Origin of the sequence: Nereida sp. NH-UV-3, assembly GCF_042939535.1 — a bacterium.
Lineage (GTDB): Bacteria > Pseudomonadota > Alphaproteobacteria > Rhodobacterales > Rhodobacteraceae > Nereida > Nereida ignava.
The window spans coordinates 1621870-1642114 of record NZ_CP132157.1; the positions used below are offsets into that span (position 1 = coordinate 1621870).

Sequence of the window (20245 nt, forward strand, 5' to 3'; positions counted from 1 at the left end):
TATTAAGAAACAGTCGCGTTCTTTGCTTCTGCTTCAGCGCGGCGTGTAAGCTCTGCGCGGTAAAGCTGAAGGAAATCAATGGTTTCAAGGTTAAGTGGTGGGAAGCCACCATCACGAGTGACGTCGCTAACAACGCGGCGCACAAACGGGAACAGCATCCGTGGGCATTCGATCAGCAAGAACGGGTGAAGCTGGTCTTCTGGCACGTTTTCGATCTGGAAAACGCCGCCGTACTCAAGCTCCATCAAGAACAGCGCCGCTTCTGAAGCTTTTTCATTTGATTTGATCATCAGTTTAATGATGACCTCAAACTGGTTCTCAACAGTACGCTTTTTCGCGTCGATATTCACTTGAACAGAAACGTCTGGGGTTACATCGCCTGCGCCGCCTTTTTGAACGAGAATGTTCTCAAATGACATGTCGCGGATGTATTGCGCCAGCACGGACATTTTGATGCCTGCGGGTGCTTCTTGTGCGGGGGTTTCGTCAGCCATGGGGCATCTCCAATTAACTTATACTCGCAGTTTCGTAACAGGTCGGGGCAGGGGCCTCAATCCGTTAGTGTTTGGTCCACCCTGACGGTCCAGAAGGTTGATTTGCAGGTGGGGGTACCTCCTCAAAGTCACCATCAATGGTTGTTCCACCGGCTGTATTATGGTGGGGCTGGCGGGCCCGCGTGTTTGAAAAGCTTTGTACTTTGATCCGCGATTTGAGTGCGGAAAATACAGATGTGCGCACAGCGGGAATGAGCAATGCAAAGCCAACAGCATCAGTGAAAAAGCCGGGCGTGAGCAGGAGCGCGCCAGAGAACAGGATCATCGCGCCGTGGGCCAGCGGTTCTGTAGGGTCGTTCAGGTTTTCAAAGCTGCCGCGGACTTGTGACAGAGCAAGCGCGCCTTGTTGCCGCACCAATGCGGTTCCTAGAAGTGCTGTGATGACCACAATAAGTAGCGTTGGCCAAAGGCCAAGCCAGCCACCGATCTGAATAAACAGGCCAATTTCTATCAGCGGCACCGCTAGAAATGCCAAAAAGAGCCACATGGTTAAGATCCTTTTCATAACTTTACGCCAAGACCACAAACTAGGTGCGGTGAGTGGACTTGATCCTATGCCTGCCCTACATAAGTGCGAGTTAAGTAATTTTCCACGCCCCCAACGCCAGAGGCTTTCATGAACAGCTCACTCGTCCAACTTTTGGTCCTTGCCGGCATTGCCATCTTTTTGGTTTTGCGTCTGAAAAACGTGCTTGGCACACGTGAGGGTTTTGAAAAGCCACCAGAGGCTGTGCAAGATAGCACACCCGTGCGCCGTGAGTTTGAGGTGATCGAAGGCGGACCTGACCGTGATATCACGGATCATGCCGAAGAAGGTAGCGCCCAAGCTGATGCATTGGCGCAAATGAAGGCTGCTGATCCAAGCTTTAGCGTGAACGAGTTTTTGGGCGGGGCCAGTGGTGCCTATGAGATGATCTTGATGGCGTTTGAGGCTGGCGACATGGACGGCATCAAGGGGTTCTTATCAGATGATGTTTTCGAAAGCTTTAATAGCGTTGTCAAAATGCGCGAAGAGCAGGGGCTTTCTGTAGACGCCACTTTTGTTGGTGTCCGTGAGATGCGTTTGAAGGATGCGACGTACAACGCCTCTACGACCGAAGGCGAAGTAACGGTGAAATTCGTGGCCGAGCTTACTTCAGTTGTGACGAATGCTGAGGGTGAAGTGGTTGAAGGCAGCGCCAAAGAGATCAAACGCCAGAAAGACACATGGACGTTTGCACGCGTGATGTCGTCAGACGATCCAAACTGGCAACTGGTAGCGACTGGCGAATAAACGTAGATGGGCGCGGTAAATTTGAAGTGGCAAAGAAACCCAAAGGCTTAACTTCTGACGACCGCTCCATTTGGCAGCGTGTCGCAGAAACAGCTGTGCCAATTCAACATGCGCCCGTCAGTAGGCCCGCTGACAAAAAGCCCCCAAAGAAAATCCGTGCCGAGCAGCACCCCGCGATTTCCCACTTCAAGGTCGGTGTGCGGGCGGCTCCTTTGCCGCGAAAGCATGACATTCAAAAGGATATCCGGCAGCAGGTCGCCGAAGCCCCTGTAAACATGGATCGAAAGTCGTTTCAGAACCTGCGGCGCGGTAAGTTAAAGCCCGAGGGGCGGATCGACCTGCATGGGATGACGCTTGCAGAAGCCCACCCTGCATTAATAGGGTTTGTGATGTCGTCTCATCGCGCTGGGAAGCGGTTGGTTTTGGTGATCACAGGCAAAGGCAAACACAAAGACGAGGGCGGCCCGATGCCTGTCCGCATGGGCGTTCTTCGTCATCAGGTGCCTGAATGGCTGCGCATGGCGCCCGTTGCATCGCTTGTTTTGCAGGTCAGCGAAGCCCACTTAAAACACGGTGGTGGCGGCGCATATTATGTTTATCTACGGCGCAAACGTTAAAGCACGTAGCGGCTGAGGTCTGTTGAACGAGATAACTCGCCTAAGTGTTTCTCAACAAACGCAGCGTCCACAGTTATTTCATCACCACCGCGGTCAGATGCCGTGAAGGAAAGTTCTTCAAACACCCGCTCCAGCACAGTGTAGAGCCTGCGCGCCCCGATATTTTCGACGCTTTCGTTCACTTCCGCAGCAATTTTGGCTAGGGCAGCAATACCTTCGGCCGTGAACGAAACAGTCACATTTTCTGTTGCCATTAAGGCGGTGTACTGACGGGTAAGCGCGTTGTCTGTTTCTGTCAGTATGCGTACAAAATCGCTCTCAGTTAGCGCGCGTAATTCAACGCGAATAGGTAAGCGGCCCTGCAATTCAGGTAGCAGATCAGAGGGCTTAGCAATGTGAAATGCGCCAGATGCGATAAATAGAATATGATCGGTTTTTACGGGCCCATGTTTTGTCGAGACTGTCGTGCCTTCGATGAGCGGCAGCAAGTCGCGTTGAACGCCTTCGCGGCTGACATCACCGCTTCTTGTTTCGCTTTTGGCGCAGACTTTATCGATCTCGTCCAGAAAAACGATCCCGCTGGACGAGACTGCCTCAAGCGCGGTTTGTGTCACTGTCTCATCGTCCAACAGTTTGTCTGCCTCTTCGCCAATGAGCACGTCATAGCTTTCGGCTACTGTCATTTTCCGACGTTCGGTGCGGCCTGCAAATGCTTTGCCGAACAAGTCGCCAAGGTTCATCATTTGGCCGCCACCGGGTTGTCCAGGAATATCCATTGATGGCATTTGTGGCATCGGTGCAGCCACGTCGAGCTCAATCACAGTGTCGTCAAGCTCACCGGCGATGAGTTTTTTGCGGAACATTTCGCGTGTGCCGCTTCTTGCATCTTCACCGGCGATTGCAGTGATTACACGCTCTTCGGCGGACTTCATTGCCTTTGATTTAACTTCGTCGCGCATTGTTTCGCGAGTAAGGGTGATCGCGCTGTCCACAAGATCGCGGATGATCTGCTCAACATCACGACCGACATAGCCGACTTCGGTAAACTTTGTAGCTTCAACTTTGATGAAAGGCGCATTTGCGAGCTTGGCGAGGCGGCGGCTAATCTCAGTCTTGCCGACACCAGTCGGCCCGATCATCAGGATGTTTTTGGGATACACCTCATCGCGTAAATCATCAGGCAATTGTTGTCTGCGCCACCGGTTGCGCATTGCAACAGCAACGGCGCGTTTTGCGTCTGCTTGGCCAATGATGAAACGATCGAGTTCTGCAACAATCTGTGGGGGCGTTAAGTCAGTCATGATTTTATCGTCTCGATCGTGAGGTTTCCGTTGGTGTAAACACAGATATCTGCGGCAATTGCCATCGCGCGTTTCGCAATTTCTTCCGCGTCATGATCACTATCCATAAGCGCGCGACCGGCGGACAGAGCGTAGTTACCACCGGATCCGATTGCAGTGATGTCATGCTCAGGTTCAAGAACGTCACCTGCGCCTGTAATGACAAACAAGTCGGTTCCGTCTGACACAATTAGCATTGCCTCAAGTTTCTGGAGATATTTGTCCGTGCGCCAGTCTTTCGCGAGCTCAACTGATGCGCGGGCTAGCTGGCCTGGCGTTGCTTCAAGTTTCGCCTCTAGTCGCTCAAGCAATGTAAACGCATCAGCGGTTGAGCCCGCAAAGCCTGCAACCACATCATACCCACCCGGAGAAAGGCGGCGGACTTTGCGCGCGGTCCCTTTCATCACGGTCTGGCCAACGCTTACCTGACCATCGCCTGCAATGACGACCTTGCCGCCTTTGCGAACGCCGATGATTGTGGTGCCGTGCCAGCCCGGAAAATCTGAGTTGCTCATGTTTGCGCTCCCGCTTTTGTGCGTGGAAATAATATGGTTGCCGGCCGAGTGTTTCACAAGGCGATGTGCGTACGAAAAAAGGCGCACCTTGCTTGGCACGCCTTTGTTTTTCGTCTGGCCGCGTCTGTTAGATGGATTCTTCAATCCAGCTTTGCAGCGCTGCTTTTGGTGCCGCGCCGTTGCGGTTTGAAACAACTTCGCCGTCTTTGAAAACGAACAGAGCAGGAATGCCGCGAACACCCATTTGTGCGGCTGCATTCGGGTTGCTGTCTACATCGACCTTCACGATTTTTACTTTGCCGTCCATTTCGGCGGAAAGTTCTTCAAGTGATGGGCCGATTTGTTTGCAGGGGCCGCACCATTCTGCCCAGAAATCTACTACAACGGGGATGTCTGAATTGCGGACTTCTGCGTCAAATGTGTCGTCTGTTGCTGCAACGGTAGCCATTGGGTCTCTCCTTGAGATCTGCGTTGCTGTGAACCTAAGAGTGGGCGGGCACAGCGTCAAGATATGGGGGTCGTTTCCAGTGCCTGCATCACCATATCGTGGGGAAGCTCCATCAACTCAGCGGTTTTGGTCCATAGAAGAGCCGTCTTGATCGGTTTGTTGGGGAAAACCGCCTCTAAAGCTGCTGCATAGGCACCCATTTGGCGCAAAAGGCCTAGGGGCGTATCTTGAGGGTTTTCGGGAATGATCGCGTTTGATTTAAAATCGACCGCAAGAATGTGGTCGCCCTGATCGATTAGTCGGTCAATCGTTCCCAACACTTGCTTTCCCTCAAGCTGAGAAAGCGGTGATGTAATGCCAACCTCTGCCATTGCGCGATCAGAGAACAAAAATTCTAAGTGCGGGGCAGTTAAGACGTTTATGGCTTCTTGAATGATTTCCTCAGCAAGCGGACCGACAGCAAAGGCATCGTTGGTTAGTAAGAGTTGTTTCGCCTGTTCCTGCCATGCAGGCCGAGGCACGTCGGGCAAATATTCGAGAAGCAAGTGTATGAGTGTACCGCGACGCATCGCGGCTTCTTCGTCAAAATGAGTGTCTGATCCGCTATATAGAGCCTTTGCGCCACCCAGCATGGACGGCGAAAGTGGGCGTTGTTTCGCATCAGGCGCTGTTGGATTGAGCGTCAGGTGGGTTGGTATAGAAACGGATGTGGCATGCTTAGCTGTTGTAGGCGCATCTGTGGCGGCCCAAGTGCCAACCTCAAAGCGGAAAGGTGTTTCATCGCCAAGCTGCGCCGCCTTTGCACCAAGTTCAGTTACCGCGTCTTCGATGCGCCCGTACCACGTATCTGTCGTTTTCGCAGGGTCCATCACGCCATCAATCATGAGCCACTTTTCAGCGCGGGTCATTGCCACGTACAGCAATCGGTCACTTTCTTCGGCAGACAGGCGCTTTGCCTCCTCCACGGATGCCTCAAGACACTCGGGCATGTCTGCGGTGGCGGGCTTCCAAACAGCGGTGCCGTCTTTGTTGATGGTCGGGTCGCGGAACTGGCTTTTCTGTGCGCCTGTTTCAGGGAGAATAACAATCGGCGCTTCCAGCCCCTTAGCGCCATGGATGGTCATGACTCTGATTTGGTCACCTGCACTTTCGGCTTGTCGTTTTATCTCAACGTCCTCTGCCTCGAGCCACGTCAAAAAGCCGGTCAGGTTTGGTACGTCGTTTTGCTCGTACGACTGTGCTTGGTCGAGCAGCGCATCAATGCCGTCAACGGCCTCTTCACCCAAGCGGGCGATTAGCTTTCGCCGACCATCGTGACGTGTAAGGGCACTTTCCAGAAGATCAAAGGGGCGAAGAAAATCCGATGAATTTCGCAGATCATCAAGCACTTCCATAGTTTCAGGAAACTCAGTGCGCCTGTCCCGCATTTCTTGCCAAAGATATTTTTTGGCAGCGCGGCGATGGGCCAGATCGAACAAGTCTTGCTCGCTCCAGCCAAACAGGGGCGATTTCAGCAGCCCCGCAAGCGCGAGATCATCTTCGGGCGTCGATAAAAAGGCAAGCAGCGCAGTGAGGTCTTTGACCGCCAACTCGCCTGCAATTTTCAGTTTGTCAGCGCCCGCAATTTTCAGACCTTCTGTTTTGCAGGCACGGATCAGCTCGTGGAAAATCGCTGACCTTTTACGAACGAGAATTAGAAAATCGCCCTCATGAACGGGACGGAACACGTTCGGTGTTTCTTCGTCAGGAATACCAACTTTCGTATCGATCATATGTCGAATTCGCGCTGCAATACGTTTGGCCAATATCACCGTTGCGTCTTGTGGTGATTTACGGTCGAGGGGCGTGTGCCAGGGCAGATCATCCTCGGTTTTTTGTGGCTCAACCACTGAAAAAATATCCACGCGGCCAGCCAGTTCAGCTTTGAACGCCTTGTGTAAAACTGTGCCGCCTAGGCTTGTCGTGTCACCTTTTGAAAAGACCTTGTCGACGCTGCTCAAAACTGCTGCCGATGAGCGGAACGAGTATTCAAGCTGTAGTGGTTGAAAGGGTTTTTGGATGCTTTCCAGCTTGCTTTGAAAGCTATTGCGCATTTCAGAAAAGCCCGCGGGTTTGGCCCCTTGGAACGAATAGATTGACTGCTTGGGATCACCGACCACAAAAATAGTCCGCTCTACATCATCACGTGCGCCAAGACCGCTGGTGAATTCGGAGGCAAGGTTTTCAATGACGTTCCATTGGGTTGGGCTGGTGTCTTGCGCCTCGTCCACGAGGATGTGGTCAATGCCGCCATCGAGACGAAACAGAACCCATGACGCCATACTTTGATTGGACAGAAGATCGTTTGTTTTCTCAATTAGATCATCAAAATCAAGCCATCCACGGACTGTTTTGGCATCCTCATATTTTGGTAGAAAGACGCGCGCAAAAGCATGTAGGGCTTTGGTTTTGTGGGCTGCATCGAGCTTTAATTTCAGTTCTTGCGCGTCCTCAATACGCTGCATCAGATCATGAAGTTGTGCGGTGAGTTCAGGATGCTTTTCCGCGATCGCCTTTGTTGGAGCGCGTCCAATTTTGGCGCGCCGATTATTGGCGCCACTATGAAAAAGAAGTGGCTTTGCAAGCTCTGAAATAGCGGCGTAATCGAACGTTTTTATGGCATTCAGCGCGTCAGCAAGCTTGGTATCGTTGGCTGACGATGTGCGTAAAATTGGAATTAGGGCGGTAAAGAGATCGCCTTCAGACCCGTGAAAAGCTTGATCAACTAATGACTTTTCGGTCGTTCCAGAAGGCAGGTCCAATACGTCTTCAATCGATATATCAGCTGCATACAAGGCTTTGTTCTTGATGATATCGCGCGCGAGTTTTTCAAAATCTTGATCGGTAATTTGCATCGCCAAAGCATCAAGAAGGTGCCGATTTGGGCCGGTCGCAATATCGTCCAAAACAGCTTCGCGTAGCAGCACCCCTGCACGGTCTTCCATTTCGGTGAATTGGGGCGACACGCTGGCCTCAAGGGGGAACCGCCGTAAAAGTGTGGCGCAAAACGAGTGGATCGTTTGAATTTTGAGCCCGCCAGGTGCTTCGATCGCACGGGCGAACAAGCGCCGCGCATTATTCAGATCATGATCTGACCAAGCATCATTAACACCCAGTCCGATTAATTCCTTACGCAGATCGGGTTCGGGCTTCATTGCCCAATCGCCTAACCTTTGGAACAGGCGGTTCTGCATCTCGCTGGCGGCGGCTTTGGTGTAGGTCAGGCACAATATGCGCTCTGGCGGAACACCGGACAGAAGCAAGCGCGCGACCCGATCTGTGAGAACGCGTGTCTTTCCAGAGCCAGCATTTGCGGCAAGCCACGTCGACATATCGGGGCGGGCGGCCTGAATTTGCCGCAGGCTTGCGTCGTTCGGGATACTCATTTCAGCACCTCTGGGTTCGGTTCGTCCGTGACGTCCCACTCCCCAAATCGCGAGAGGTGATCGTACTCGTTTGCATAGGTGTCTTTTTCAGTTTGCCGGCGCGCAAGATATCCCTGATCCGGGTTGTCATAGGCTAAAATAAGCGCGCGTAGTTCTGTTTTGATCTCCGTAATTGAGGTCTCATCAATAGGAGCTGGCGTGCTTTGTAGTGACGAACCCACTTTTAGAAACACACCGCTTTCAGCGGACACAGGCCCTAATTCAGAAAACGCACCTTCTTCTATCATCAGCATTTGAAGCAAAAGCTGACGGTCAAACAGAAGCTGTTGTTTTTTCTGTGGCGGGGTACCTGTTTTGTAGTCGTAGATAATGGCCCCACCCGTTTCGGTCATGTCGATCCGGTCCGCTTGGGCGGTGAGGTCGAACGATATGTCGGCAAACGTAAGCTTTCCCTTTTGCTCTAGAAGGGTTGGCGCCCCGTATTGCTGCCTGACTTTTTCCTGTTCAACAAACTCGTGCGCAATGCGGCTTAGCTGCCCCAGCCACAGACGTTGAGCCGTTGGCCAAGGCGCTTTTTTGGCCAACACCTCCTCGGCGATATTGAGAAGTGTGTCGACGGGATCTGGCGTCTGTATCCTGTTCTGCTTGATGAACTCCTCAAATACAGAGTGAACTACGGTTCCACGCAGCAATGCGTCAGCGGATCGTCGCAGAGAATGGAGCGGCTTTAGTTTGAGGATGTCGCGCGCGTAGACATTGTAGGGATCGCGGATCAGGTGTTTGAACCGAGTGACCGACAAATGGCGGGGCCGGGCGCTTACAGGCGGGCGCGGGGCAGGGCGCTTGGCCGGTGCAACTTTCTGTTGTGGTTTTTCCAATTCAATAGCGAGCCGGAGCCATTTATCGCCGCGCGCCAACATTCCTTTATAAGCCGCCTCACCGTTTTGCTTTGGTAGGCCCTGAACAAGGTTTGTAATCCTGTTCAACCATCTGGATGGGACTGTCTCGGCATCGCTACTGCGGGCTGAGCGCGACAGCCATATTTTTGGCCCTGCCGCTGCGATTTGGAAGTCGTGCGCAGATAAGCCAAGTTTACGATCAGGAGATAGCAGGCCAACCTCGTTTCGCATTTTGCGGTTGAGCCATGGATCATGAGCCACAGCTTCTGGCCAGCTTCCTTCATTCAGTCCAGCAAGGATAACAATATCTGCGCCACCAACACGTGCCTCAAGGGTACCCCAAATAAAAACGTCTGGTCGTGGTTGTTCCCGGTCGCGGACTTCTTCATTTGCTAAAATACGGTGGAATAGGGCCTGATAATCGCGAGGGGATAGGTCGTTTCCATAGACCGCGTCTTGCTGGAGAAGCGTCACGGTTTGCAGCGCTTTCTCACCTTCGTCGCGCAACCAAAGCGCGCCATCGCTCTGAGAGCTGTCGCCCGTTGACAATAGCTCGGCGTACTTGAGGTGTACCTTAATGAGATCGGGCAAAGGTTGTGTGGTAGTGGCTGAGAAGACAGAAACTGCCCGCCCTATAAGGCTGGCCCACGTGCCAACACCTTCGTCTTTTTCACCGTTTGCCCATGCCACAAGCAGTTCTTCAGTGGGAAAAGGCATGCCGTATTTGCGGATGTATATTTCAAGGTTCCGCGTCCACCTAAGGTGGTTACCACGATCCCCGCCTGAAAAGACCAGAGGGTTTTTAAGCAATGCTAACAGCGTATCGGCGGTAACAGGTTCGCCCATAAGGCGTGCTGTTTGATCTAGCAGTCGGCCTGGTGCTGTGAGGTGTAGCGGGATGCCAGCACTGTCGTCAGCCCGAATGCGCCACCTGTCGAGCGCAGCGCTAACGCGGCGTGTCAGGGTGCGATCAGGTGAAATAAGCGCTACCGTTTTGCCTTGCTCAACGGCGTCTCGAATACCGATCGATATCGCTTGCGCTTCAAGCCGTGGCGATGGGGCGTTGAGAAGCGTGATATCTTCGCAGCACTCTTCCAAATCACCAAGTTTTGGACCTTCGCTAAGCCATTGATCCGTGATTGGCGCGGGGCGCAGGGCCAGTGATATCAGTTGCGTCCGTTTGGACTGCTCCGCTGACACTGTTTCATCCCACGGCTGTACTTGATCCGGACTTACATCGACCTCATCCATAAACGCTTTCAGGCGGTACTGCGGATGATCCTCAGCTTTGTGTTTCTCTGATGATAGGTTTGCCCAATCGCGAGTGGTCATTGAGGTGTCAAAACCCGGCAGGATGACAGCGCCTTGTGGCAGGCTTGCGATGGCGCGCATCAACCTTGCCGTTGTCCCGCGAGACCCCGTGGAGCCGGCAAGAATGATAGGATGCTCTGGCGGATTTTTGAGCCAAGTCCCAATAAGCGCATCGACTACCATGCCTTGACGGGTTTCTTTATCGGGTAGAGACGTTTCTGCCAGATATTGCTGTGCAATTGTCAAGAATTGCTGCGTACGTTGCCAATGTGCAGAATGATCCGACACATCAATGTTTCTTATAGCTTCTGGATCAACCGCCTCACTTTGTATCTCATCAGTGAGACGGGCAAGGCTATCTGCAAGGTCAAACAGGGCAGAGCGGGGCGCAAGCTCTGGCGAAGCCGTGAGCAGTGCATCAATCAGTTGGGCAAGCTCCAGATGTCTGCGAATGCGTGATACAGGTTGGGGTATGGCGCGTGTTTCTGGTGTATCATCAAGACCTGAAAGAAGCTTGATCCTCGGTAAAAGGCGCGCTGGGCCAGAGGCAAGCAATTCTGTGACACGCTGTTCCGAACGACGGGTATTAAATATTAACGTGGTCTTTGCCCATGACATCGGATCATGTCCATGCAGTCGCTGTTCAAGCCCGCGTGCAATGGTTTTTGGAAAATCACAGCCAAGGGGAAGGTGAAATACTCTTGGTGTCGGGGATTGGGGAAACATCATTTAACTAACATTCGTTCTGCAATATTTATGCCTTCGGGGTGGCCAACATCGCACCATTCGCCCGAGTATACATGACCCTTTAGGGTACCAGACTGCTTAAATATGTCCCAAAGTCTGCTGATCGAAAAGGATGTTTGCTCTATTTGGGATAGAGCATCTGTCTTTATGATTTGTAGCCCACTGTAGACAAAAGGCCCACCGCGAGAGATTACGCTGTGGTCATCAAGGGTGAAATCTCCACCCTCATGGCCGTTTGTCCGACTGGGGTCACATAAAAGTAGAAGTGCATCCATTTTGTTGGGTTTCCAGTGGGACAGCAGTTCACTAATCGGGTTATTCCCTCGCCAAACAGCATCGGTATTCATGGTGATAACGGGGTCTTTGCCCAGAATGCTTAAGGCATTTTTTAACCCGCCGCCCGTTTCAAGAATAGTTGGTACTTCGTGAACGACCTTGATGCCGGTTCCGAGAAAGTGATCTTGAATCTGTTCAGCAAGATAGTGAGTGTTTATGGCGATGTTTTCGATTTTTGCTTCATGCGCAATTTCGATAGCATGATCCACTAGCGGCTTGCCCGCCGCGGAAATCAATGGCTTTGGCGTTGTCTTTGTAAGATCGCCCATACGTGTGCCAAAGCCCGCACCAAACAACATCAGTGATGGTTTGTTGGGCATTTATGTCTCAATAGGTTTAGGATTTCGGGCGTTGGCTCAGGAATATTTTGGATTACAATCTGTGCTACCGACGAAAGGCTTGGATGTTGCAGATCCTGTTGTAGGCTGGCCCAAACGCGCGGAATAAAATCTAGGTAGGATGGTTTTCCGTCACGGATACAAAGCCGTGCGAAGACACCAAGAATGCGCAGGTTTCGTTGCGCACTTTGTACAGCACAGTTGGCGCTAAATTTATCAGGGTCGATGCCGCTTTCGGATTGATAATATTGCAGTAGGTCATCACGCACTGGTATTGATACGTCGCGGCGGGCATCGCCGAGCAGTGAGACTAAATCATATGTTGGCTGGCCAACCCGAGCGTCTTGAAAATCTAGAAGGCCGATGTTTTTCGGGGCCTCAAACATAGGCGTCCAGAGTAGATTTTCAGCGTGGTAGTCGCGTAAAACAAGAACTGGCGTGGCGGTTTCAGTTGCTTCTATCGCAGTAAATAAAGCCGTTTCTAGCTCTGCCTTGGCGTTATCCATTGCTCCGGCATTTTGAGCGTACCACTCTAGAGAAAGACATCCGAGCGGGGCCATCTCCGCCGCAGAATACTTTTCTAGCGGCGCTTCTGGCAGCCGTGATTGGTGCAGGTGAAGGAGCGCATCGACAGCGGCTTTGTATAGATCAAATTCTGACCCATTGGCTGCAAGTTTTGCCAGTAAGTCATCGCCTAAATCTTCGAGCAGAAGGAATCCGTTTGCCTCATCCTTGGCGTATATGGACGGTGGATTCAGTCCAATACTTTCCAAATGTTGGGCAATAAGAACGAAGGGTACAACATTCTCCCCCTTTTCAGGCGGCGCGTCCATTAAAATGGCGGTTTCAGCACTATTGGTTTTTCTAAGGCGGTAGTATTTTCTATTTGAAGCATCGCCTGCGATCATAGCCATTTCTGCATCTGACCATTGTGTTTTGGCGATGAATTCAGATGCCAGTTTACACCGCATTTTCAAAAACTTTCTGAAGAGATGCTGCCCAATCCGCATCTGTACTTTCGAATGATAACTTTCGGACATCACCGCCAAGATCGTTAATTCGGATGGTAAGTGCACCCGGCGGTGTTAGGTCTGCCAAGTTTTCAGGCCACTCGATGAGCGTGACGGCAGTAGCCATCGCATCATCTAGGCCAAGCTCAATCACTTCATGAGGACTTGAAATACGGTAAAGATCACAATGCCAAAGATCACCCAGTTTGGTTTCATAGGTCTGAACAATTGTGAATGTTGGGCTTGGAACATCTTCTGGCGTGTCTTGCAAAGACTGTATTAGCGCGCGGGCGAAAAGTGACTTTCCGGCCCCGACTGACCCAACCAAAAGCAGGCAGTCCCCAGCCTTTAGAACTTGGCCAATACTGACGGCTAAGTCTGCCGTCTGGTCGGGCGAGGTTGTCTCGGTGTGATACAGGGTTGAGGCCATACCCTGCACATTAGACCGTCACCTTACAGTCGCAAGGCGTTAAAGTGCGGCCATGCTTGTATTTTCTACTGCGGATGTGTCGCTTGGTCGTTCTGAGAAATGCACGAGCATGTGCCCACTTGCCTTTCGATCAATATTCAGCGCGACTGAGTTGTTACCTTCTAGAGCCAATTGGCTTTTCCAATGATGAACGGACATTGGTTTGTTGAGGGCTGCGCGCATTTGGTCCCACTTATCTGTATGTTTCGCACGCTTGCCGATGCTTGTGGCCGCACTGATTGGATAGTTTAATTTGTCTTCCCATTGCACGCGGAAGGCTGAGTTGGCGGCGCATACTTTTTTGCCCTGATCAATAATGCAAGTTGGCTCAGGAATTAGATCAAGTGCTTCTTTCAGCGCTATGTTTTCGGCCTGCAGTCCTTGAATGACCTCGCTCATGTCCGGCGTCTCTTCAATCGAGATCACGCGCGACCCTTCCGCGTGAGGCATCACGGCGGCTGTTAATTTGCGACCTTTTTTTGTGGCCCACGAGGTAGTCGCAACCGCATTTTTTTCGTCGGGTGTGAGGGCTGCGGCCCAGTCCTCAAAGCGGGTGTCCGCAGGGGTAAGCCGAAGTTCGCGTAGTTTATGAAGGAACATATCAAGTGATGGGCGTCGCAATAGAAAATCTATTGGAAGCGCATATTTATCGGCTAGTGCTGGGTTGAAGACGGTAAGCCTGTCATCACGATCAAACAGAGCCAGCCCACATGACAGCGCGGCAAATGTTTTTGCCATAGATTGGCGAAATTGATCCAGCTTTGCTTCTGCTTCAACAACTTGATCCGCTGGTGAGGCGTAGAACCGAAACCCTGCTTCCAAGACTTCATGTGAAACGTCATACCACTCTACCAATTTTTGGCTGTGAACTTGTGATATTCGCTGCTGAGTACCCGAAGGTTTTTGCTTCAAGCCGGTGGTAACGAGCAACTTCGGTAGGGGCCATGTTTCAATATGTTCGCAACGCTTCAAGTACGCTTCGTTAGCCCAAACGATCTCACCTGCTTCATTTTCCTCCCAAACGAGAAAAGGCGCTGACAAAGTTCGATCTGCTGATGTTTTCTGTGTGACGCTTGTGCCTTGAAGCTCGACACGAATGAGGGTGTGAATAGCCTCGAAGGTAAGCGACAGCCGTTCGTCCCTATGTGATTTCAGGGTTGAGTGACCCAAGGATACGGCAGTTTCAGCATGCGCATCTAGATCAGCAAAATCATCAGTAACGGCTGATTTGAAGTGGGCCCAATCATCAAGGTTACTGGGCTGGCTTATATCCTTTAGCAATGCCTTAGCGGTGTTTGTTGCATCAACCAGATACCCGTCTTCAAAAAGAAAAATCGTTCGCCTTTCGTCATTTGTGCCGAGTGAATAAGTTGGTTTTTGGGCTGTTAGGGTGGATGAACTAATCCACCAATTGGCTGCCGTAAAAAACACAAGGCAGGCGGAAAAAAATACAAAAGACGCCATCGTTACTCCGTGAAACTACTGACAGAGTATTTAGAAAACGAAATTAAAGAAAATATTAACAAGCCAAAGTTTTAGACGTCAAATGGCTCATTTTCGCCAAGTGACATTGTTTTGTCGCTGACTATTTTGGAGGCTAGCCATGACACTTCGACGATTGCGCCGCTTCGGTTGAGTGGTGTGGATGACTCAATGGTAGGATCTGATCCATTTGAAAACCGCAGGGTCGCGCCTGATCTTTCCAGCAGTGTTTTGGCAATAAATAGACCGAGCCCCATTCCTTCATAACCTGGTCTTTTTTGCTGATCAGTTTGTGAGTTGCGGCGTTTAACAAATGGATCGCCAATCCGGTTAAACACCTGCTGTGAAAACCCGTCGCCATCATCAGTGATCCGCAGTGTTATTTCGGTATCGCTCCATTGCACATCGATCCAAACTTGCGTGTCGGCGAAGTCCACCGCGTTTTGGATAAGGTTCCGCAGTCCGTGAATAATTTCGGGCCGACGATTGATGTGAGGTTGTGGAATGTCGTGCGTGTCATCAATTGCTGAAACGTCAAAATTAACGGCCTTGCCGCGGTTCATGTGGGGCTCTGCGGCCTCCTGAAGAACGGCTGAAATGGGTGCTGTCATCAGGTGCTTATCTTCTTTTCCGGCGCGCCCCATCGAATGCAAAATCTCGCGACAGCGTTCCGACTGCTCGCGGATTAGTTTGGCATCATCATAAAGGTCAGGTTGTTTGGAAAGATCTTCCATCAACTCGGCACTGACAAGTTTAATGGTGGCGAGCGGTGTTCCAAGCTCATGTGCGGCTGCAGCAACAACACCCCCCAAGTCTGTCAATTTCTGCTCACGGGCGAGGGCCATTTGAGTAGCGACTAGCGCATTGGACATTGTGTTCATTTCAACTGTGACGCGGCGTGCGTAAAGTCCGATAAAGATCACGCCAACGCCCATCGATACCCAGAAACCAAAGAGCAAAATAGACGGCATCTCATGGATGAAGCCCTGCGCGGTTCGCAGCGGTACGTAAAACGTTGTGAGAGCGGTAATCGCTAGCAACGTCAGTCCACCAACAGTAATTGTTGAGCGGGTGCTAAGTGCTGTGGCCGATATGGTGACTGGCGCGATCAGCAAAACAGCAAACGGGTTGTTCATACCCCCGGTCAAAAAGAGCAAAAGCGCCAACTGTCCAAGATCAAACATGATCATCGAAAGCGCTTCGTTCTCGTCCAACCTCTTGTTTTCAGGGAGTACGAATGTGGCGATCAGATTAAATATGATACCTGCGCCAACAACCATCAGGCATAGCCCCAAATCAAGGCTGAGCGAGAAGTAGATTTTCCCCACCGCCATCGCAGCAAGTTGTCCGGTAATGGCGAGCCACCTTAAGCCGATCAGAGTTCGTATCCTGATCCAGTTGGCGCGTGCACTTTCCTCAAAAAGAGCAATCTCGGATGCGTGTTTTGTTGGCACGTTGATTTGTCCTTAATGTGACCCATGGTCGCTTATCAAAGCCTACCATATCCTGCTACTTAGCGGGCATGACTACTTTTGAAATGTGAGAGGGTGTTAATTATGGCTAAGGGTTTCGCTATTGCTGCGGGTGTTTCGACAACAGCACTGGTTATTGCTGGCGTTTTGGCGACAACTATTTTGGCGCCATCCAACAGATTTGAGCAGTGCAACGTTATGGCTGTTGCCGGTGGTCAGCTTGGTGGACCGTTCACTTTGGTAAATCATAAAGGGGAGACGGTCACTGACCAAGATGTTCTGACACAGCCATCGCTGGTTTATTTTGGCTATACGTTCTGCCCTGATATTTGCCCGCTTGATGTTGTGCGAAACGTTGATGCGATTGATGCTTTGGCCGATCAGGGCAAAGATGTGAAACCTGTTTTCATTTCCATTGACCCCGAGCGCGATACGCCTGAAGTTTTGGCGGATTACGTCTTTAATTTTGGCGAAGATATGACGGCACTGACGGGTACGCCTGAGCAAGTGAAAGTAGCATCCAGAGCGTACAAAACTTTCTACCAACGCCAAGAAGGTGACCCAGATTACTATTTGGTCGACCATTCTACGCAGAGCTATTTTGTGCTTCCTGAGCAAGGTATCGTTCAACCTTTTGGTAGGCAAATTCGACCAGACCGCATGGCAGAGCAGATGGCTTGCATGATGGACGCAGTCTAAGAAATTGACCGCATAACAGTTCACTCCATATCATCACTCATAGACCAGTTTGGGAGATCACTATGTCGGCTGAAGCAAAGTATGAAATTGGCGAAGACAAGACATTGCTTTTGGTCGACGACGATGAGCCGTTTCTAAAGCGTCTTGCGAAAGCCATGGAAAAGCGCGGCTTTGCGGTTGAGACTTCTGACAGTGTTGCAGGCGGCAAGGCGATCGCCACTGCGCGTCCGCCTGCATATGCCGTTGTGGATTTACGGTTAGGTGATGGAAACGGTCTCGATGTGGTTGAGGTTCTACGCGCGCGCCGCCCCGACAGCCGTATCGTCGTGTTGACCGGATACGGTGCAATTGCGACTGCTGTTGCAGCGGTAAAGATCGGAGCTACTGATTATTTATCAAAGCCAGCTGATGCGAACGACATTACCAACGCACTTTTATCTGGCGATGATGAATTGCCTCCACCACCAGAAAACCCGATGTCAGCGGACCGTGTTCGTTGGGAGCATATTCAACGTGTCTATGAGCTTTGTGACCGAAATGTTTCCGAGACAGCACGCCGCTTGAACATGCACAGGCGCACGTTGCAGCGCATTTTGGCAAAACGTAGCCCGCGATAAGCTAAAGCTGTTCAATAAGTGCGTTGTAGCGCGCGGTGTAATCTGCGCGCACAACGGGTGCGGGTCGAAGGACGATTTCAAGATCGCCAATCAATGCTCCGTTTGGTTTGCCAAAGAACTTATCTGCCTCGGCTTCGGAAAAACCTGCGATCTGAACTGCTTCCATCCATGCGCTGATCTGGTCAGCTTTTTTGATCTTTTTCTTAACAGCGACTGGTATTTTTGCGGGCAGGCCAAAGCGGATGTGGATTGCTGCCTCAAGACGTTCATCCAAAGCACTGTAACCCGGTCCAACGGCGGCCTTAACGGGGCTAATCATATCGCCAATCACGTATTCAGGTGCATCATGCAAAAGGGCTGCTAGCCGCCATTTTGCGGGGGCGCTGGGGTTCATTCGGGAAAAAATCGTCTCAACAAGCAGTGAGTGTTCGGCAACGGAATAGGCGAAATCGCCGATCGTCTGCCCATTCCAGCGGGCAACAAACGCCAACCCGTGAGCGATATCTTCGATCTCAATGTCGACCGGTGTCGGGTCAAGCAGGTCAAGTCGCCGTCCCGATAGCATACGCTGCCAAGCTCGTGGTTGTTTCATCAGATACGCTCCGTAAGATCACTTCACGAAACTAAGGACCCCTCTACGCATTGTCGAGATGGGTCTGGAGTGCTATCTGCCCGTTAAATTCAAAACGAAAAGTGAGGCCATCATGGCGAACGATTACATTGTTAAAGATATCTCTTTGGCTGATTTTGGCCGTAAAGAGCTTGATATTGCGGAAACGGAAATGCCGGGCCTGATGGCGCTACGGGAAGAGTATGGTGATACCAAGCCTTTGGCGGGTGCGCGTATCGTCGGCTCTCTGCACATGACTATTCAAACGGCGGTTCTGATTGAGACGCTTGTGTATCTTGGCGCGGATGTTCGCTGGGCGTCGTGCAACATCTTTTCCACTCAAGACCACGCGGCGGCTGCAATTGCTGCAGGTGGTACACCTGTGTTTGCGATCAAGGGCCAGTCATTGGAAGAACACTGGGACTACCTTGATAAATCTTTCATGTTCCCAGATGGGCCGAACCTAATCCTTGATGATGGTGGCGACGCGACTTTGTATATTCTGCTGGGCGCCCGCGTTGAGAACGGCGAAACAGACCTCATCGAGGTGCCGACATCCGAAGAAGAAGTCGCTGTATTTGCACAGATCAAAAAGCGCATGAAGGAAAGCCCGGGCTGGTTCACAAAGATGCGTGGCCAAATTAAGGGCGTGTCCGAGGAAACGACCACTGGTGTTCACCGCCTGTACGATCTGGTAAAGCAAGGACAGCTTCCGTTTCCCGCGATCAATGTGAACGACTCTGTCACCAAATCGAAGTTCGATAATAAATACGGCTGTAAAGAGAGCCTTGTTGATGGCATTCGCCGTGCCACTGATACAATGATGGCTGGTAAGGTTGCGGTTGTCATGGGCTACGGCGACGTTGGTAAAGGCTCAGCTGCATCGCTCGCGGGTGCGGGCGCGCGCGTAAAAGTCACCGAAGTTGATCCTATCTGTGCACTCCAAGCGGCAATGGACGGCTTTGAAGTGGTTCTGCTCGAAGATGTTGTAGACACCGCTGACATCTTCATCACCACAACTGGCAACAAAGACGTGATCCGCATCGAGCATATGCGCGAGATGAAGGACATGGCGATTGTTGGCAACATCGGCCACTTCGACAATGAGATCCAAGTTGCGTCCCTGAAAAACCATAAGTGGACAAACATCAAAGAGCAGGTGGATATGATCGAGATGCCGTCAGGCAACCGTTTGATCTTGCTTTCAGAGGGCCGTTTGTTGAACCTTGGTAACGCAACGGGTCACCCGTCTTTCGTGATGTCTGCATCATTCACCAACCAAGTGCTTGCACAGATTGAGCTGTGGGTGCGTGGTAATGAATACAAAAACGACGTCTATATTTTACCCAAGCATTTGGACGAGAAGGTAGCGCGTTTGCACCTTAAGCGTATTGGCGTGAAACTCTCCCAACTGGATCCAGAACAAGCCGCTTACATTGGTGTTTCACCTGAGGGCCCATTCAAGCCAGAGCATTACCGCTACTAAGCTTACGATGAAAAGTATTTGAAACGCCGCTGGGTCAAACCGGCGGCGTTTTGCGTTTAAGGTCTGGGTGAAATGCGCGGCGTCATACAGCACTTAAATTTTCCCTTTAACGTGGCTGACTTAGCGCTTACCCTACGCAAACGGGGGCCAAGGTGGTTGTCCGGTAGTATTTTAACGAGGGGACTTACGGTATGGGTAAGCGCGACGATTTAATTGCGAAATATGCTGATGACTTGAAGAACAAATGCGGGATGACACCTGACATTGATCTGTTGACCAAAGTGACAATTGGCTGTGGTCCGGCGATCTATAACGCTGATGCGTCCACCGTAGCCGCAGGTCAGCCAGCAGAGCTTGAAACGGTTAAGAACAATTTTCTTATCAAAAAGCTGGGCCTTGCAGATAGTCCCGAACTTGATGCGGCGATTACATCAGTTTTAGAAACTTATGGTATGTCGGAGCGCAGTAAATATCGTGCGGTAGTCTACTACATGCTGACAAAGCATTTTGGAAAAGAAGCTGTCTACGGCTGATTGGTTATGAAGGGGCGCTGTATTTAGGGCGCCCTTTTTACGTTAGTTAATAGTCTCTTAATGT

General features: G+C 51.3%; 19 protein-coding genes. 6 read left to right on the forward strand and 13 right to left on the reverse strand.

Annotated features, from left to right (window positions below):
* Positions 1–2: 2 nt before the first annotated feature.
* Both secB and NeNHUV3_RS08015 read right to left on the reverse strand, forming a co-directional pair.
* A complete protein-coding gene (gene secB / locus NeNHUV3_RS08010) occupies positions 3–494 on the reverse strand; it encodes a protein-export chaperone SecB (RefSeq protein ID WP_391480806.1) in 492 nt (163 codons plus the stop codon).
* Positions 495–558: 64 nt separating this feature from the next.
* Positions 559–1041 carry an FxsA family protein gene (locus NeNHUV3_RS08015; RefSeq protein ID WP_391480808.1) on the reverse strand — a complete coding sequence of 161 codons (483 nt, stop codon included), beginning with the start codon at positions 1039–1041 and terminating at the stop codon, positions 559–561.
* A 129-nt stretch (positions 1042–1170) separates the two neighbouring features.
* On the opposite strand from NeNHUV3_RS08015, the gene NeNHUV3_RS08020 reads away from it, so the two are divergent.
* Positions 1171–1827, forward strand: coding sequence for a Tim44/TimA family putative adaptor protein (locus NeNHUV3_RS08020; RefSeq protein WP_391480809.1), 657 nt, complete (start codon positions 1171–1173; stop codon positions 1825–1827).
* Positions 1828–1853: 26 nt separating this feature from the next.
* A complete protein-coding gene (locus NeNHUV3_RS08025; protein ID WP_391480811.1) occupies positions 1854–2444 on the forward strand; it encodes a Smr/MutS family protein in 591 nt (196 codons plus the stop codon).
* On the opposite strand, the gene hslU is transcribed toward NeNHUV3_RS08025, so the two are convergent.
* The 10 genes from hslU to regB all read right to left on the reverse strand — a co-directional run bounded on the left by hslU (position 2441) and on the right by regB (position 16218).
* A complete protein-coding gene (hslU, locus tag NeNHUV3_RS08030) occupies positions 2441–3745 on the reverse strand; it encodes an ATP-dependent protease ATPase subunit HslU (RefSeq protein WP_391480813.1) in 1305 nt (434 codons plus the stop codon). The two genes, NeNHUV3_RS08025 and hslU, sit on opposite strands and share 4 nt — an antisense overlap.
* A complete protein-coding gene (hslV, locus tag NeNHUV3_RS08035; RefSeq protein ID WP_334066816.1) occupies positions 3742–4299 on the reverse strand; it encodes an ATP-dependent protease subunit HslV in 558 nt (185 codons plus the stop codon). The genes hslU and hslV overlap by 4 nt, the downstream gene beginning before the upstream one ends.
* Before the next feature lie 127 nt (positions 4300–4426).
* Positions 4427–4747: a thioredoxin gene (trxA, locus tag NeNHUV3_RS08040; protein WP_048598570.1), complete on the reverse strand. Its 321-nt coding sequence runs from the start codon at positions 4745–4747 to the stop codon at positions 4427–4429.
* 56 nt (positions 4748–4803) lie between these two features.
* The gene (gene addA / locus NeNHUV3_RS08045) at positions 4804–8172 is read right to left on the reverse strand and encodes a double-strand break repair helicase AddA (protein ID WP_391480814.1); all 3369 of its coding nucleotides are present in this window, start codon (positions 8170–8172) and stop codon (positions 4804–4806) included.
* Positions 8169–11111 (reverse strand): double-strand break repair protein AddB, encoded by a 2943-nt coding sequence (gene addB / locus NeNHUV3_RS08050; protein WP_391480816.1) that lies wholly within the window; start codon positions 11109–11111, stop codon positions 8169–8171. The genes addA and addB overlap by 4 nt, the downstream gene beginning before the upstream one ends.
* Positions 11108–11785, reverse strand: coding sequence for a nucleotidyltransferase family protein (locus NeNHUV3_RS08055; RefSeq protein ID WP_391480818.1), 678 nt, complete (start codon positions 11783–11785; stop codon positions 11108–11110). The genes addB and NeNHUV3_RS08055 overlap by 4 nt, the downstream gene beginning before the upstream one ends.
* Positions 11764–12843: an aminoglycoside phosphotransferase family protein gene (locus NeNHUV3_RS08060; RefSeq protein ID WP_391480819.1), complete on the reverse strand. Its 1080-nt coding sequence runs from the start codon at positions 12841–12843 to the stop codon at positions 11764–11766. The genes NeNHUV3_RS08055 and NeNHUV3_RS08060 overlap by 22 nt, the downstream gene beginning before the upstream one ends.
* A complete protein-coding gene (gene tsaE / locus NeNHUV3_RS08065; RefSeq protein WP_391480821.1) occupies positions 12764–13243 on the reverse strand; it encodes a tRNA (adenosine(37)-N6)-threonylcarbamoyltransferase complex ATPase subunit type 1 TsaE in 480 nt (159 codons plus the stop codon). Before tsaE ends, NeNHUV3_RS08060 begins: the two co-directional genes overlap by 80 nt.
* Positions 13244–13282: 39 nt before the next feature.
* Positions 13283–14746 carry a hypothetical protein gene (locus NeNHUV3_RS08070; protein WP_391480822.1) on the reverse strand — a complete coding sequence of 488 codons (1464 nt, stop codon included), beginning with the start codon at positions 14744–14746 and terminating at the stop codon, positions 13283–13285.
* A 71-nt stretch (positions 14747–14817) separates the two neighbouring features.
* On the reverse strand, positions 14818–16218 hold the full coding sequence (gene regB / locus NeNHUV3_RS08075; RefSeq protein WP_391480823.1) for a sensor histidine kinase RegB: 1401 nt from the start codon (positions 16216–16218) through the stop codon (positions 14818–14820).
* Positions 16219–16320: 102 nt separating this feature from the next.
* Here regB and NeNHUV3_RS08080 point away from each other — a divergent pair, with 102 nt between their 5' ends.
* Positions 16321–16935 (forward strand): SCO family protein, encoded by a 615-nt coding sequence (locus NeNHUV3_RS08080; protein WP_391480824.1) that lies wholly within the window; start codon positions 16321–16323, stop codon positions 16933–16935.
* A 62-nt stretch (positions 16936–16997) separates the two neighbouring features.
* Positions 16998–17552, forward strand: a complete 555-nt coding sequence (locus NeNHUV3_RS08085; protein WP_048598579.1) for an ActR/PrrA/RegA family redox response regulator transcription factor — start codon at positions 16998–17000, stop codon at positions 17550–17552.
* Between the two features lies 1 nt (position 17553).
* Here the strand turns inward: NeNHUV3_RS08085 and NeNHUV3_RS08090 are convergent, their stop codons facing one another.
* The gene (locus tag NeNHUV3_RS08090; protein WP_391480825.1) at positions 17554–18144 is read right to left on the reverse strand and encodes an HD domain-containing protein; all 591 of its coding nucleotides are present in this window, start codon (positions 18142–18144) and stop codon (positions 17554–17556) included.
* A gap of 112 nt (positions 18145–18256) precedes the next feature.
* Here NeNHUV3_RS08090 and ahcY point away from each other — a divergent pair, with 112 nt between their 5' ends.
* Positions 18257–19648: an adenosylhomocysteinase gene (gene ahcY, locus NeNHUV3_RS08095; RefSeq protein WP_391480826.1), complete on the forward strand. Its 1392-nt coding sequence runs from the start codon at positions 18257–18259 to the stop codon at positions 19646–19648.
* Between the two features lie 191 nt (positions 19649–19839).
* On the forward strand, positions 19840–20181 hold the full coding sequence (locus tag NeNHUV3_RS08100; protein ID WP_048598581.1) for a DUF2853 family protein: 342 nt from the start codon (positions 19840–19842) through the stop codon (positions 20179–20181).
* The last annotated feature ends 64 nt before the right edge of the window (positions 20182–20245 follow it).